This is a genomic window from Croceicoccus pelagius, from assembly GCF_001661915.1.
Taxonomy (GTDB): Bacteria; Pseudomonadota; Alphaproteobacteria; order Sphingomonadales; family Sphingomonadaceae; genus Croceicoccus; species Croceicoccus pelagius.
Genome location: NZ_LYWY01000038.1, coordinates 20,796 through 36,160, shown reverse-complemented (window position 1 = coordinate 36,160; position 15,365 = coordinate 20,796). Strand labels below are relative to the sequence as shown.

Here is a 15,365-nt window from a genome sequence, read left to right as displayed (position 1 = left end):
CCGCCGTCGCGGCGACGTGACCCTCGCGTTCTGCTGGGCGCATGTGCGACGCAAATTCTACGAACTGGCAGACAGCTCGCCGGTCGCATCAGATGTGCTGCGCTGCATCGCCGAACTCTATGCCATCGAAGACGAGGTGCGGGGATCGTCGGCGCGGCAACGCCAGACCGTCCGCAATGCACGGAGCAGGCCCATTGTGGACGATCTCCACCAGTATCTCGACACCCGTGCCCGGCAGGTCAGCACCAAGAGCAGGCTCGGTGAAGCGATCCGCTATGCGCTCACCCGGTGGGATGGCCTCCTCCGGTTCCTTGATGATGGCCGCATCGATCTCGACAACAACACCGTCGAGCGCTCCATCCGCCCGCTCGCCCTCAATCGCAAAAATGCGCTGTTCGCCGGTTCCGACGAAGGCGGCGACAACTGGGCGGTGATCGCCACGCTCATCGAAAACTGCAAACTGAACGGTATCGATCCGAACGCCTGGTTGACCGCCACTCTCTCGAGCCTCGCCAACGGTCACCCGGCCAACCGCGTCAGCGAACTCATGCCCTGGGCCGACGTGAGCTGAAAACAGCGCTTACGAATGTCGCCAAAGTCGAAAGTTTCAAGCACCGCCCAATCTACGGCGTCGTGCCACTTTTCACACTCTTTTCCCCAAGCGACCGCATAGAGGCAGCCGCCGTCCACCAACCATCGGGCGATGCTATTTCGCCAGTCATCGCTGACTTTAACCTCCGATACGATAACCACTCGAAGTGGACCGGTTGGAAGCTGCGGGGGAGCCTCGTTCGGGCCTAGATGCACATATTCCAGTTTCATGTGCTCAGCTTACGAGCACGGCTTCAAGCAGCAACCTCGTATGCCCGCTTTCCACCCCAATTGCGACCTCCAAGCCGGGTGCGGCGTCACCAGAAAGCAGACCAGCCGCTAACGACCCAATTGCGGACACAACGATCCAATGCGAAAAGCGGGCATGGGGCGACGCAAACTTACCGACGAAGAGCGGCATTTTAGAAAGATTGGTTCGGGCATTCCATTCACACGCTGGTGGCCTGTAGCCGCAGTCTTCGTGGGCGTGCTTTTCGCGGCGCTCAACTCGCAATTTGTTGCAGCCTGCACTGGGATACCTTTGGACGAATATAGCGCGCGGCGGTCAACGCGAATTGCCATGTTGTTCGCCTACCCTTGCAGCCCATATCTCTTGCACGACGGGTTTGGTGGCTGGATGATTTTCTTTGGCCTGTGGGCACCGTGGCCATTCGCCATCGCAAATTGGCGATGGGCGAGGCGTCAGAGAAAGTTTTGGGATAGTGAGAGGCTGCGGGAAGCAGAACGTCGCAAAGCGAAACGCGCGGCAAAAGCGTTCGATAGCGAATGACCACTTTCCACCCCTCTGACGACGCTTTCACCGAGCTAACGATGTGCCAGGACCGGACGGGCAGCTAACGACCCCAATTGCGGACATTTTTTCGGGCTCGATTGGCAGCAAGTCACTCAAAATGCGCCATTCTGCTTCGATAAGATTGCCCCGGCTTAAGCCTGCCTCCAAAAGGCAGCCCTTTCCCTTCTTGCGCATCGCTGGCCAGCCAACGCGCTTGCCAAGCGGCATTGTGCATTGCACAAAGCACGAATGCGAATTGCGATCGTCGATGAAAGTGAGATGCGAGCCTCGATTATCGAGGATGGCCTCGCCGATCTCCCCGATTGCGAAATTTTCGTCATAACACAACGCCTTGGTCTCATGGCTCGGATGGATGAGATCCAGCCGGATGTGGTCCTTATCGATCTCGGCAATCCATCACGTGACGTGCTCGAAGAGTATTTTGCGGTCAGTCGCGCACTTGCAAAACCTATAGCCATGTTCGTCGACGAGAGTGACGATGATGCAATTGCAGCTTCGATCGACGCCGGTGTCTCGGCTTATGTGGTCGATGGTCTTTCAACAGGCCGTATCCGTCCGTTGGTCGATGTCGCAGTCCGTCGGTTCAATGCATTCTCACGCATGCAAAGTGACCTTGCCGAGGCGCGTGGACAGCTAGCCGAACGTGAAAACATCGATCGTGCGAAGCGGCTTTTGATGAACAGCAAGGGCTTGTCGGAGCCTGAGGCGTACAAGGAGCTGCGCAGTCAGGCGATGCGGAGCAGCAAGAGGATAGCGGAAGTGGCCGAAGCCCTTGTCATGGCACAGGAAATTCTGGGAGGTGCCGCATGACGGAGACGCTGACCATCGGCTTCCTACCGCTTGTCGATGCGGCGCTGCCGATTCTGGCGAAGGAGCATGGCTTCGCAGAGGAAGTAGGGCTAAATCTGGAATTTCTGCGGGACATGAGCTGGGCGACAGTGTTGGACCGGCTACTTTACGGCCATGCCGATGCCGCGCATCTGCTGGCCCCGCTGGCCATCGCGACAACGCTAGGCATCGGGCGACCGGCGCGGCCATTGTCAGTGCCGTTCGTGCTGGGTCTCAACGGCAATGCCATCACCGTTTCGAACGACCTTGCCGGGAAGCTTCAGCCCGAAGGTGGGCTTGGGAATGCGGAAGAGGTGGGCAAGCGTCTGGCCAAAGTGGTCGAGCCTTCGGGTCGCAGGCTCTGCTTCGGCGTCGTTCATCGCCATTCCAGCCATAACTACATGTTGCGATACTGGCTGGCTGCCTGCGGAATTCGGCCCGATCGTGACATCGACATCGTCACCGTGGCCCCGCCTTACGCCGCCGACGCACTAGAATCAGGCGAGGTCGACGGGATTTGCGTGGGTGAGCCGTGGAATTCGGTTTCGGTCGAGCGCGGAGTGGGACGCATTGTGCTCACCACCGCGCAGATCTGGCGGCGCGGCGTCGAAAAAGTTCTCGCCGTGCCGACCGCCAAGCTGGAAGAAAAGCGCGACGCCTTCGAGCGGCTGATCGTCGCGATGCGCCGTGCGGGCGAGCATTTCGTTGATCCGGCGAACTGGGAGGCCAACGCCGAAATACTGGCCCGGCCAGAATATGTCGGCGCAGACCCGGCTCTGATCCATCATGCGATCTCGGATCGCCTGCGCCTGCAGCAAGGCGGCGAGCTTATCCATTACCCCGATTTCATGTTCCAGTTCCGCGAGGCGGCAAACTTCCCATGGGTTAGCCAGGCGGGCTGGCTTTATGCGCAGATGATGCGCTGGGAAAGGCGCGGGTTCGACCGCGAGGCATCGGAAAAGGCGATGGCCGTATTCCGCCCCGACATCTACCGCGCCGCGCTTTCGGGCCGGGATTCGCCGCTTCCGGGTGCGAGCTCGAAGGTCGAGGGCGGCATCGCCGCACCGCTTGGTGTGAGTGCACAACAGGGCCGTCTGGTCCTTTCGCCCGATAAATTCTTCGATGGAAAAACCTTTGATCCTGAAAAGCTTGAGGCATACCTCAGCAGTCTCGACCAGTAGGAAAATACTGCTGCACTGCAAAAATCGCTTTACGCAGGTGCGGCGAATCGCTTACTCATAAGGGGCAACGAGACGGTTCGCTTCCCAAGGTTGGGGAGCTTGTTCGAACCCTCGTCGCATATTGCAGACATTGCGTGGCAACGGTGCCGCCCGATCCCCCTTTCACAGGGTTCGATCGTGGCGGCTTTTTTCGTTTTTGCGCTGGACGGAACGGAAATGGGGTACAATGGCTGACTTCGGGCTCAAGGGAATGAAATTCGGTCGACGCGGCGTCGTCGTGGCCATGCTGGCATCGGTGGCTCTGGCCGGTTGCGGGTCGAGCGGGTCGGAAGGCGCAGGCGAAGGTGCGGTTCAGGCCGCGTCCGCTGGCGGCGAGATCGAAAAGCCGAACCTGAAGCTGGGCTTCATCAAGCTCACCGACATGGCCCCGCTCGCCATTGCGAAGGAAAAGGGCTTCTTCGCCGAAGAAGGCCTCAACGTCGAACTCGAAGCGCAGGCGAACTGGAAGGTCCTGCTCGACGGCGTGATCGGCGGCCAGCTTGACGGCGCGCACATGCTCGCCGGTCAGCCCATCGCGGCGACCATCGGTTACGGCACCAAGGCTGACCTCATCGCCCCGCTGTCGATGGACCTCAACGGCAACGCCATCACCGTGTCGAACAAGGTCTGGGACGAAATCAAGGGCGACCTTCCGATGGAAGGCGGCAAGGTGAAGCACCCGATCAGCGCCAGCGCGCTGAAGCCTGTTGTGAAGTCGCGCAACGAACAGGGCAAGCCGTTCAAGATGGGCATGGTCTTCCCGGTCTCGACCCACAACTACGAGCTTCGCTACTGGCTCGCCGCTGGCGGCCTCAACCCTGGCTACTACACCGACGGCGACGTTGCCGGCACTGTTGCAGCCGATGTCCAGTTGTCCGTCACTCCGCCGCCGCAGATGCCCGCCACGATGGAGGCCGGCACGATCGAAGGTTACTGCGTGGGTGAACCGTGGAACCAGGCCGCCGTCTTCAAGAAGATCGGCGTTCCCGTGATCACCGACGACGAGATCTGGAACGACAACCCCGAAAAGGTCTTCGGCATCCGCAAGGACTTTGCCGAGAAGTATCCGGCCACGACCGCCGCGATCCTGCGCGCCATGATCCGTGCGCAGCAGTGGCTGGATGCCGACAACGGCGCGAACCGCCCTGAGGCAGTGAAGATCCTGTCGCAGTCCAACTACGTCGGCGCCGACTACGACGTGATCGCCGCCTCAATGACCGGCAAGTTCACTTTTGCGCCGGGCGATACCCGCGACGCGCCGGGCTTCAACATCTTCTTCGACAAGTTCGCAGGCTATCCGTACTACTCCGACGCGATCTGGTACCTCACGCAAATGCGCCGCTGGGGCCAGATCCCGGCCGATCACGAAGACCAGTGGTACTTCGACCAGGCCAAGGCCGTTTATCGCCCCGACCTGTACCTCGCCGCTGCCAACAAGCTCGTCGAGGACGGTGTGATCCCGGCCGGCTCGGTTCCCGAAACCGACGGTTTCCGCGGCGAACAGGGCGGCTTCATCGATGGCATCACCTTCGATGGTAAGACGCCCAACGCCTACCTCGCCAAGTTCCCGATCGGCCTGAAGAAAGGCCAGACCGTAACCGCGGCTGGCGTGAAGTAAGAACGCCCGACCAACGCCCCATTCGGAGTATCGATCATGGCAACCGTATTCGCAGACGCGCACGACCCTGACACCCCGACGATTGAGGCCGCAGCCAGCTCGGTCGCCGGCAAGGTCGCCGTGCCAGAAGCGGAATCAGCGACTGAGAAAAAGCCGAACCCGGCTGTTTCCAAGGCGGTGGCCTTTGCCAAGGGGCTTATCGCCCCGACACTGGGCATCCTCGGTTTCCTCGCGTTGTGGGCCGTGCTCGCACCGCAGGTCGATACTTCGCTGGGGGCGCTTCCCGGGCCGGTCGAGGTCTTCGAGCAGGGCATCGCCCTGACCGAGGAATGGTCGGCCGCCAAGGAAGCCGAAGGCCAGTTCTACGCCGACCAGGACGCCCGTAATGCCTCGGCCATCGCGTCGGGCAATCCGGGCGGCGTTCGTGAATTTTCCTACGCCGGTCCGCCGACGTTCCTCGACCAGATCTTCACCTCGCTGAAGACCGTGGCGCTCGGCTTTATTCTCGCAACGCTGGTCGCCGTGCCGATCGGCCTTGCTGCGGGCCTCAGCCCCAAGTTCAACGCCGCGATCAACCCGCTGATCCAGATCATGAAGCCGGTCAGCCCGCTCGCATGGTTGCCGATCGTGACGATGGTCATTTCGGCCATGATCACCAGCGCAGATCCGCTGCTGCCCAAGGCGTTCGTGATCTCGGCTCTCGTCGTCATGCTCTGCTCGCTCTGGCCGACGCTGATCAACACCGCCGTCGGCACCGCTAGCATCGACAAGGACCTGCTGGCCGTGGGCCGCGTGCTGAAGCTGGGCACTTTCGCGAAGCTGACCAAGCTCGTCCTACCTGCCTCGCTGCCTTACATCTTTACCGGTATGCGCCTGTCGCTGGGCGTGGGCTGGATGGTGCTGATCGCGGCTGAAATGCTCGCCCAGAACCCCGGTCTCGGCAAGTTCGTATGGGACGAGTTCCAGAACGGTTCCTCGCAGTCGCTTGCCCGCATCATGTTCGCCGTCGTCGTCATCGGCTTCATCGGCTTCGGTCTCGACCGGATCATGATGAGCTTGCAGGGGCTGGTGTCGAAGAACCGCACGATCTGATCGCTGCAATCCGGACAGGAGCAAGAGCCATGGAACAGCAGCCGATACTTTCGCTTCAGGGCGTGAAGAAGAGTTATACCGGCAAGACCGGCGGCACGACCGACGTGCTGGACGGTATCGAGCTGGACGTTGCCGAAGGTGAGTTCATCGCCATCCTCGGCTTCTCCGGTGCGGGCAAGACTACGCTGATCTCGACCGTCGCGGGTCTGGTAGAGCCCGACGAGGGCCGCATCCTGCTGCGCGGCAAGGAAATCGACGGGCCCAACCGCGACCGTGGTCTCGTGTTCCAATCCTACTCGCTGTTCCCGTGGCTGACGGTGAAGCAGAACGTCGAACTGGCGGTCGACGCGGTTCACAAGGACCGTTCGAAGGCAGAGCGCGCCGCGCTGGTGAAGCAGAAGGTCGAACTCGTTGGCCTGGGCCATGCGATGGATCGCAAGCCGGCCCAGCTTTCGGGCGGCATGCGCCAGCGCGTCTCGGTTGCCCGCGCACTGGCGATGGAGCCGGAAATCCTCCTGCTTGACGAACCGCTCTCGGCGCTGGACGCGCTCACCCGCGCCAAGCTGCAGGACGAGATCGAGCGTATCCGCGAAGAGGAAAAGCGCACGATCATCCTCGTCACCAATGACGTCGACGAAGCCCTTCTTCTTGCCGACCGGGTCGCGGTGCTCACCCCTTCGCCCGCTGCCCGGATCGGCAAGATCTTCGAAGTCGATGTGTCTCGCCCCCGCGACCGCGAGGCGGTGAACGACGACGATCATTTCAAGGCCCTGCGCGGCCGCATCGTCAAATACCTGTCCGCGCTGAACGCCGAAAGTTCGACCGTGGGCGAGAGCGCGGCGCAGCTGCCGGGAGTCACCCCGCTCGACCTCGCGCCGCCTCCGAAGGCCTATCAGGAAGCGGGCAAGACCAACGTCGAGAACCGCTATCTGGAATTCTTCAAGCTCGACAAGGTATATCCCACGCCCAATGGCCCGCTGAAGGTCGTCGACGATTTCAACCTCATCATGGACAAGGGCGAATTCGTCTCGCTCATCGGCCACTCTGGCTGCGGCAAGTCGACCGTGCTGACGATGGCCGCCGGCCTCAACGAGATCAGCGGCGGCGGAATCGTGCTCGACAACCGCGAGATTTCGGCGGCCGGTCCCGACAAGGCCGTGGTGTTCCAGGCACCCAGCCTGATGCCCTGGCTGACGGCAAGGCAGAACGTGGCGCTCGGCGTGGAACGGGTGTACCCCCACGCCTCGCGCGCCGAGCGCCGCGATATCGTCGACTACTATCTCGATCGGGTTGGGCTTGGCGATGCGAAAGAAAAGATGGCGGCGGAAATGTCCAACGGCATGCGCCAGCGCGTCGGCATCGCCCGCGCCTTTGCGCTGAGCCCGCGCTTGTTACTGCTCGACGAACCGTTCGGGATGCTGGATTCGCTTACCCGCTGGGACCTTCAGGACGTGCTGGTCGAAGTGTGGAACCGCACCAAGGTCACCGCGATCATGGTCACGCACGACGTGGACGAGGCGATCCTGCTGGCCGACCGTGTCGTGATGATGACCAACGGCCCCAATGCCACGATCGGCAAGGTGCTGAAGGTTGATCTGCCGCGCCCGCGCGACCGCAAGGCGCTGCTGGAGCACCCCAAGTTCTACCAATACCGCCAGGAGGTCCTGCACTTCCTTGCCGAATATGACCATGGTCCGGCGGCAAAGGCTGCCTAAGTTGACGGCTGCCATTGGAAGCTTTGGGCACGGGCCTGCTGCCAAGGCGGCCTGACCCCGAAGGGTCGCGCAAGACGGCCTGACGAGACAGGGAAATCCGGCCGGGACCTCTTCCAGCCCGACCTCGGGCCGCGACGTTTTCGCGGCCCGGACAACAAAGCTGCGCCCCGCCGCATGCGGGGCAGGGACAGGCAATGGCGCCTGCCTCCACGCGGCCCTGAACAGAAGCGCGGCAATGCTGCCCGCGCTCTCACCCACAGCGCGGGGCAACGATGCCTTGCACCAGTTTCAGGACCCACGCCGGGCCATGAGGGAATGTGCCCGGTTTCATGGAGGTAAGTGCAATGAGGAAACAGGTACTTCTGCTAGCAGCGGTTTCGGGCGCGGCGCTGGGCATCGGCGGCACGGCCAACGCCAAGGCAGGCGATCCGGTCACCATCGGCGAGGGCGTGACGCTCGACCCGATCATCGGCGGTGTGCTTCGCTATGAAATGGTCGAGCAGGACGATCTCGGCCTCGACGCCGACGCGCTGACCATCGGCATGGTCGCAGGCGCAGAGCTGAAGGCCAGCGGCTTTTCCGTCCTGGCAGAAGCCGAAGGAACGCTCGCGCTGGTCGACAATTACAACGACACGATTGCAGGCAACAACGGCTACCTTGGCGCTGAACCGTACTCGGTCGTCGCCGATCCGGAGAGCGTCGAACTCAACCGGTTGCAGGTCGGTTATGCGGGCAAGTTCGGTTCGGTCACGGTGGGCCGCCAGCGCATCGTGCTGGGCAACGCCCGCTTCGTCGGCAACGTTGGCTGGCGCCAGAACGAACAGACTTTCGACGCTGTCCGCGCGACCGCCAAGTTCGGCCCGGCCTATGTCGATGCCACCTACTCCATCTCGCAGCGCACGATCTTCGGCGCCGATGCAGGCGCGCGCACTGCGTTCGACGGCGACCATGTCTTCCTGAACGCAGGTTTGAAAGTCGCGGGCGTCGACGTGACCGGCTTTGCCTACCTGCTCGACTACGACATCGACGAGCCGACCCTTGGCACCTCCAGCCAGACCTATGGTGCGATCGCCACGGGTGCGCTTCCGGTCGGCCCCAAGGTCAAGCTGAACTTCCTCGCCAGCTATGCCAGGCAGAGCGACTACGGCGACAACCCGGTCGACTACTCGGCAGACTACATCAATGCCGAACTGGGCACCGCGGTCGCAGGCGTTGCGCTGAAGGCCGGCTACGAAAAGCTGGGCAGCGATGACGGCATCAAGGGCTTCGCCACGCCGATGGCGACGCTGCATGCCTTCAACGGTTTTGCCGACCTGTTCCTCAACACGCCGAACACCGGCATCGAGGACTACTACGGCTCGCTCGGTTACGCCTTCAAGGGCGTCACTGCGGGCGTCACCTACCACAAGTTCGAAAGCGATGTCGGCGGGCTCGACTACGGCGAGGAGTGGGACGCGACGCTGGGCTTCAAGCTCGGCGGTTATCCCTTCCTCGTGAAGTACGCCAACTACGATGCCGAAGACTTCGGCGCCGATACCCAGAAGCTCTGGATCCAGGTGAGCTTCGCATACTGAAAACTGAAGAAAAGGAGTACGTGAGATGTCCTACCTTGCGCCTTCGGAATTCGTGCCGAAGCTCATCGACAATGGCGAAGCCAAGATCATGATGTCCACCAAGGACACCCTGATCCGCGCCTATATGGCCGGTGCCATCCTGGCCCTTGCCGCCGCGTTCGCCGTTACCATCAACGTCCAGACAGGCCAGCAGCTGGCAGGGGCCGTCCTCTTCCCGGTCGGCTTCTGCATGCTCTACCTGCTGGGCTACGACCTTTTGACTGGCGTTATGGTCCTTGCCCCGCTCGCCGTCTGGGCCAAGCGTCCGGGCTGCACCTGGGGCGGTGTGCTGCGCAACTGGGGTCTCGTGTTCACCGGCAATTTCGCCGGCGCACTGACCACTGCCGTCATGATGGCGATCTACTGGACTTATGGCTTTGCCGCGGAAACCAACCCCGTTGGCCTGAAGTTCGCGACGATGGGTGAAGCCCGTACCGTCGGTTACGCCGCCTATGGCGCAGCTGGCTGGCTGACGATCTTCGTCCGCGCGATCATGTGTAACTGGATGGTCGCGACCGGCGTCGTGGGTGCCACAATCTCGACTTCGGTTTCGGGTAAGATCCTCGCCATGTGGATGCCGATCATGCTGTTCTTCTACATGGTCTTCGAACACTCGATCGTGAACATGTTCCTGTTCCCCTCGGGCCTCATGATGGGCGGCGACTTCTCGATCGTTGACTACCTCGTCTGGAACGAGATCCCGGTCGTTCTCGGCAATCTTGTCGGCGGCCTGACCTTCGTTGGCCTGATGCTCTACTCGACGCACTATCGTACTTCGAAGTCGCGCCAGCCGGCCGACCTCAAGATCGCTGCCTGAGTGCGGAATGGCGGGACAAGGTAGGGCATCGTCGCAAATGGGCCTTTCCCGCCATTCCTTTCTCGATGTCGAAGCTGGCTTTGGCCGGACGATGAGCAAACACATCGCCATATCGCTCGGCCAGCATTCGACGTCCGGCACCAAGCCAGAGAATCAGGATTTCCACGGTGCGCTCGTGCCGAAAGGTGAGGAACTCACCGCCAAGGGAGCCGCCTTCGCGCTGGCTGACGGGATATCCACCAGCAGGCTTGGCGCAGAAGCCGCCGAGACCGCCGTGAAGAGCTTCCTCAACGACTATTTCTCGACATCGGCGGCATGGTCTGTCCGCACCTCGGGTGAACGCGTCATCGCGGCGACCAACGGCTGGATGTATTCGCGCAACCGCCGCGACATCCGCATCAGCGAGGAAACGCGCGAAAGCGGTCTTGTCTGCACGCTGTCGGCGCTGGTGATCAAATCGCGCAGCGCGCACGTCTTTCACATCGGCGACTGCCAGGTCGCGCGGATTTCCGGCGACGATCTGGAAGTCCTGACCGAGGCGCACCGCATCTCGATCGGATCGAACCAGAGCTACCTTGCACGCGCCATGGGCGTGGGGCGGCAAGTCGACATCGACTATCGCAAGGTGCCGGTGCAGGTCGGCGACGTCTTCGTGATGACGAGCGACGGCATCCACGAAGTGCTGGACGCGGGCACCATCGTGCGGCTCGTCAAGGACGCCGCCACGCCCGACAAGGCGGCATCGGCCCTGTGCGAAGCCGCGCTGGAACGGGGCGCCGACGACAACCTCACCGCACAGGTCATCCGCATCGACGCGCTGCCCGCGGGCGAGGTCGGCGATCTGGTGGGCGAACAGACCGCGCTGCCGCCCGCACCGCCGCTGGAGGCGGGGCGGAGCTTCGAGGGTTATCGCATCCTGCGCGTGCTCTATTCCGGTGCGCGCAGCCGGGTCTATCTCGCCCGCGACGAGGAAACGGGCGAGCGGGTCACGATCAAGACGCCGACGACCGAAACCGCGACCGACAAGCGACAGGTTGCTGCCCTCATGCTAGAGGAATGGGCGATTCGCCGCACCGCGCACCAGAACCTCGTCTCCGCGCCCTCGGGCAGCGGGCGGACGCGAGGCCATGTCTATGCGGTGTCGCGCTATGTCGAAGGACAGTCACTGGACGAGTGGCTGGCCGACAATCCCGAACCCGAACTTCCCGTCGTGCGCGACATCGTACGCCAGATCGCATCGGGCCTGCTGGCGCTCCACCGCAAGGAAATGGTGCACCGCGACCTGCGACCGCACAATGTCATGCTCGACACCGACGGGACGGTGAAGATCATCGACTTCGGCTCGGTCGTGGTCGCGGGGCTGGAGGAGACGGCCCCCGGCACTGCGGGCGAGGCGGCCTGTGCCGGAACCGTCCAGTTCGCCGCGCCCGAAGTCTATCGCGGCGAGGAAGCCAGCGCGCAGAGCGACATCTATTCGCTGGGAGCGATCGCCTATCACTTGCTGACAGGCGAACTGCCCTATGGCCCGCGCATCGCCAATGCGACCACCTGGGCGGAGCAGAAGAAGCTGCGCTACCGCCCGATCACCGAAATCAACGAGCGCGTGCCCCGCTGGATGGATGCAGCCATCGCCAAGGCCTGCGCCATCGATCCGGCGAACCGCTATTCGGAATTGAGCGAGTTCACCTACGATCTTTCGCACCCCAATTCCGCGCTCGTCACCGACATGCGCCCGCTGATCGAGCGGGGGACGACGCGGCACTGGCGCATCGCGGCGATCATGCTCGCCATCGCGCTTGCCATTTCCATTCTGACGAGGCCGGACCTCGGCCTCTTTTGACGACGACGGCTGAAAGGATGACGCACATGATGACCAAGGCAGATGTGACCGACATGATCCGCGCGGCAAAGCGCGAAAAGGGCGTGAATTGGGCCGAGATCGCCGCGGCGGCAGACCTGTCGGAGGTGTTCTGCACCTCGGCCTGTCTCGGCATGAATTCGCTACTGCCCGATACGGCGGGCAAGGTGGTCGATTTTCTCGACCTTCCAGCGGAAGCGGCGGTCGTACTGGCCGAATACCCGACCAAGATCTTTTCCCAGAAGGTCCCGACCGATCCGTGCATTTACCGCTGGTACGAGATCACCGGCGTCTTCGGCGAAGCGTTCAAGGAACTGGTGCAGGAAAAGTTCGGCGACGGCATCATGAGCGCGATCGACTTCGACATGGATATCGAACGCATCGCCCACGAAAAGGGCGACCGCGTACAAGTGATAATGAGCGGCAAGTTCCTGCCTTACAAGAGCTGGTAGGGCGACAGTAGGGCGACTGGGTAAGCCGTTCTTGCTGCAATGCAAAAACGGCTTGCCGCAAGCCCTGCGAATCGAGTACAGTTATCGAATTGCAGCGATTGCCTCGTCCAAGGTGGGACGAGAAAACGGTGATCTCTCGCACATGAAATCACACATTGCGTGGCAACGGTGCCGCCCGAACCCTTCCCGGGGATCGTGGCGGCATTTTTGCGTGCGCGTTTGGAATGAGGGCAGGATGAACGTGACCATAGCACCAGACATGAAAGGGACGCACGGCGTCCTTTCGCGGGGCCGAAGGCTGGTCGTGATTGGTAACGGCATGGCCGGTTGCCGCGCAGTGGAGGAGATCCTTTCGCGCGATGGTACCCGCTTCGACGTGACGATCTTCGGTGCAGAGCCGCGGGTGAATTACAACCGCATCATGCTCTCGCCCGTCCTCGCCGGCGAAAAGACGTTCGAGGAAATCGTCATCAACGGCCAGGACTGGTACGATGACAACCACATCCAGCTGGTCTCGGGCGATCCCGTCGTCGGCATCGATCGTCAGCAAAAGCACGTCATCACGCGCTCGGGCCGGATCGAGAACTACGACACGCTGCTGATCGCCACGGGTTCGGACCCGTTCATCATTCCGGTTCCGGGCAAGGACCTCGACGGCGTGGTCACTTTCCGCGACCTCGACGACGTCGACAAGATGCTGACCGCTGCCGAAAAGGGCGGTAGCGCCGTGGTTATCGGCGGCGGCCTGCTGGGGCTGGAGGCTGCCCACGGCCTCTCGCTGCGCGGCATGGATGTCACCGTCGTCCACCTGATGCCGACGCTGATGGAGCGCCAGCTCGACGAAGCGGCGGGCTACCTGCTCAAGGCCGAACTCGAAAAGCGCGGCCAGACCATCCTGACCAGCGCCAACACCAAGGAAATCGTTGGCAAGGACGGCAAGGTTTCCGCAGTCCTGCTGGAAGACGGCACCGTCATTCCGGCCGAGATCGTGGTCATGGCCGCCGGCATCCGTCCGGCGACCGGCCTTGCAAAGGAGGCGGGCCTCGATGTCGAGCGCGGCATTCTTGTCGACGACCACATGGTCACCAGCGATCCCGACATTCTTGCCGTCGGCGAATGCGTCCAGCACCGCGGGCTTTGCTACGGCCTCGTCGCGCCGCTGTGGGACATGTGCCGCAGCCTTGCCGACTATGCCACCGACACGCCCTCGGGCTACGGCGGTTCGGTCACGTCGACCAAGCTGAAGGTATCGGGCATCGACCTGTTCTCTGCCGGTGACTTCACCAGCGGCGAGGACTGCGAGGACATCGTCATGCGCGATGCCAGCCGCGGCATCTACAAGCGCGTCGTGGTCAAGGACAGCAAGATTGTCGGCGCCGTACTCTACGGCGATACGGCGGACGGCAACTGGTACTTCGACCTCCTGAAGAAGGAAAAAGACATCTCCGACATCCGCGAGGCGCTGATCTTCGGTCAGGCCTTCGCCAGCGGAGGTGCCACGCTGGACCCTAACGCCGCCGTTGCCGCCCTTTCGGACGACGCAGAAATCTGCGGCTGCAACGGCGTGTCGAAGGGTCAGGTCGTCTCGTGCATCAACAACGGCGCGCGCAGCCTCGATGCGGTCCGCTCGACCTGCAAGGCCTCGGCCTCCTGCGGGTCGTGCACGGGTCTTGTCGAAAGCCTGCTCGCCGTCACGCTGGGCGAGGACGCGGTCGAAACCGGCCCCAAGACGATGTGCAAGTGCACCAGCTTCACCCATGACGACGTGCGCGCGCTGATCCTTGAGAAGAACCTCAAGGCGATTCCGCAGGTCATGCAGGAACTGCACTGGTCGACGCCCGACGGGTGTTCCTCGTGCCGCCCGGCGCTCAACTACTACCTGCTCTGCGCATGGCCCGGCGACTATGTCGACGACCAGAAGAGCCGCTTCGTGAACGAGCGTCTCCACGCCAACATCCAGAAGGACGGCACTTATTCGGTCGTGCCGCGCATGTGGGGCGGTATCACCAGCCCCAAGGAACTGCGCGCCATCGCCGACGCGGCAGAGAAGTACCAGGCCCGCCTCGTCAAGGTGACCGGTGGCCAGCGTATCGACCTGTTCGGCATCAAGAAGGAAGACCTGCCCGGCATCTGGGCTGACCTGAATGCCGCCGGCATGGTCTCGGGCCACGCCTATGGCAAGTCGCTGCGCACGGTGAAAACCTGCGTCGGCAGCGAATGGTGTCGCTTCGGCACGCAGGATTCGACCGGCCTCGGCGTCCAGATCGAACGGATGACCTGGGGCAGCTGGATGCCGCACAAGTTCAAGATCGCCGTGAGCGGTTGCCCGCGCAACTGCGCCGAAGCGACGATTAAGGATTTCGGCATCGTCTGCGTGGATTCAGGCTACGAACTGCACGTCGGCGGCAATGGCGGCATCCACGTTCGCGCCACCGACCTGCTCTGCAAAGTGGAGACCGAGCAGGAGGCGATGGAACACTGCGCGGCCTTCATCCAGCTCTACCGCGAGGATGCGCGTTACCTTGAACGTACCGCGCCGTGGATTGAGCGCAAAGGACTGGACTGGCTCAAGGAAGCGCTGTTCTCCGACCCCAACACGGTCAACGAACTGGCCCGCCGGTTCCGCAATTCACAGCGTTTCTCGCAAGACGATCCGTGGGCGCAGCGCGCCGGCGGCGAACGCGCGGACCTGCACAGCCACCTCGCCGAGGTGCGCCCGCTTCAGATCATCTCGGAGGTTGCATAAC

Annotated in this window: 12 protein-coding genes; 11 read left to right on the top strand and 1 reads right to left on the bottom strand. The window is 62.4% G+C overall.

The genetic code is table 11. From position 1 onward, the window contains the following. Positions 1-571, top strand: a 571-nt coding sequence (gene tnpC / locus A9D15_RS11375) for an IS66 family transposase (protein WP_156521688.1), incomplete at its 5' end; no start/stop codon positions are given. Here tnpC and A9D15_RS17160 read toward each other — a convergent pair. Then, positions 520-822: a DUF7684 family protein gene (locus A9D15_RS17160; RefSeq protein WP_188656331.1), complete on the bottom strand. Its 303-nt coding sequence runs from the start codon at positions 820-822 to the stop codon at positions 520-522. The genes tnpC and A9D15_RS17160 overlap by 52 nt on opposite strands. A gap of 811 nt (positions 823-1,633) precedes the next feature. Here A9D15_RS17160 and A9D15_RS11370 point away from each other — a divergent pair. The 10 genes from A9D15_RS11370 to nirB all read left to right on the top strand — a co-directional run bounded on the left by A9D15_RS11370 (position 1,634) and on the right by nirB (position 15,364). Beyond that, positions 1,634-2,215 carry an ANTAR domain-containing response regulator gene (locus tag A9D15_RS11370; protein ID WP_066765113.1) on the top strand — a complete coding sequence of 194 codons (582 nt, stop codon included), beginning with the start codon at positions 1,634-1,636 and terminating at the stop codon, positions 2,213-2,215. Then, a complete protein-coding gene (locus A9D15_RS11365) occupies positions 2,212-3,414 on the top strand; it encodes an ABC transporter substrate-binding protein (protein ID WP_066765111.1) in 1,203 nt (400 codons plus the stop codon). Before A9D15_RS11370 ends, A9D15_RS11365 begins: the two co-directional genes overlap by 4 nt. A gap of 226 nt (positions 3,415-3,640) precedes the next feature. Then, on the top strand, positions 3,641-5,071 hold the full coding sequence (locus A9D15_RS11360; protein ID WP_216634393.1) for a CmpA/NrtA family ABC transporter substrate-binding protein: 1,431 nt from the start codon (positions 3,641-3,643) through the stop codon (positions 5,069-5,071). A gap of 36 nt (positions 5,072-5,107) precedes the next feature. Then, positions 5,108-6,163 (top strand): ABC transporter permease, encoded by a 1,056-nt coding sequence (locus A9D15_RS11355; protein ID WP_082924440.1) that lies wholly within the window; start codon positions 5,108-5,110, stop codon positions 6,161-6,163. A 29-nt stretch (positions 6,164-6,192) separates the two neighbouring features. Next, positions 6,193-7,878, top strand: coding sequence for an ABC transporter ATP-binding protein (locus A9D15_RS11350; protein ID WP_066765109.1), 1,686 nt, complete (start codon positions 6,193-6,195; stop codon positions 7,876-7,878). 344 nt (positions 7,879-8,222) lie between these two features. Continuing rightward, positions 8,223-9,452 (top strand): alginate export family protein, encoded by a 1,230-nt coding sequence (locus tag A9D15_RS11345; protein WP_066765107.1) that lies wholly within the window; start codon positions 8,223-8,225, stop codon positions 9,450-9,452. A gap of 25 nt (positions 9,453-9,477) precedes the next feature. Beyond that, entirely contained in the window at positions 9,478-10,308 is an 831-nt protein-coding gene (locus A9D15_RS11340) for a formate/nitrite transporter family protein (protein WP_066765102.1), read from the top strand. A gap of 91 nt (positions 10,309-10,399) precedes the next feature. Next, complete coding sequence (locus A9D15_RS11335; RefSeq protein WP_066765117.1) at positions 10,400-12,148, top strand: bifunctional protein-serine/threonine kinase/phosphatase; 1,749 nt, start codon at positions 10,400-10,402, stop codon at positions 12,146-12,148. A gap of 26 nt (positions 12,149-12,174) precedes the next feature. After that, entirely contained in the window at positions 12,175-12,618 is a 444-nt protein-coding gene (cynS, locus tag A9D15_RS11330; protein WP_216634392.1) for a cyanase, read from the top strand. A gap of 259 nt (positions 12,619-12,877) precedes the next feature. Continuing rightward, positions 12,878-15,364, top strand: coding sequence for a nitrite reductase large subunit NirB (nirB, locus tag A9D15_RS11325; protein WP_066765099.1), 2,487 nt, complete (start codon positions 12,878-12,880; stop codon positions 15,362-15,364). Position 15,365: the final 1 nt, after the last annotated feature.

Bases quoted from the DNA above. Each gene is read 5' to 3' on its own strand.
- A9D15_RS11345 (WP_066765107.1), top strand. From the start codon at position 8,223: ATGAGGAAACAGGTACTTCTGCTAGCAGCGGTTTCGGGCGCGGCGCTG.
- A9D15_RS11340 (WP_066765102.1), top strand. From the start codon at position 9,478: ATGTCCTACCTTGCGCCTTCGGAATTCGTGCCGAAGCTCATCGACAAT.
- nirB (WP_066765099.1), top strand. From the start codon at position 12,878: ATGAAAGGGACGCACGGCGTCCTTTCGCGGGGCCGAAGGCTGGTCGTG.
- A9D15_RS17160 (WP_188656331.1), bottom strand. From the start codon at position 822: ATGAAACTGGAATATGTGCATCTAGGCCCGAACGAGGCTCCCCCGCAG.
- A9D15_RS11365 (WP_066765111.1), top strand. From the start codon at position 2,212: ATGACGGAGACGCTGACCATCGGCTTCCTACCGCTTGTCGATGCGGCG.
- A9D15_RS11355 (WP_082924440.1), top strand. From the start codon at position 5,108: ATGGCAACCGTATTCGCAGACGCGCACGACCCTGACACCCCGACGATT.
- A9D15_RS11335 (WP_066765117.1), top strand. From the start codon at position 10,400: ATGAGCAAACACATCGCCATATCGCTCGGCCAGCATTCGACGTCCGGC.
- A9D15_RS11350 (WP_066765109.1), top strand. From the start codon at position 6,193: ATGGAACAGCAGCCGATACTTTCGCTTCAGGGCGTGAAGAAGAGTTAT.
- cynS (WP_216634392.1), top strand. From the start codon at position 12,175: ATGATGACCAAGGCAGATGTGACCGACATGATCCGCGCGGCAAAGCGC.
- A9D15_RS11370 (WP_066765113.1), top strand. From the start codon at position 1,634: ATGCGAATTGCGATCGTCGATGAAAGTGAGATGCGAGCCTCGATTATC.
- A9D15_RS11360 (WP_216634393.1), top strand. From the start codon at position 3,641: ATGGCTGACTTCGGGCTCAAGGGAATGAAATTCGGTCGACGCGGCGTC.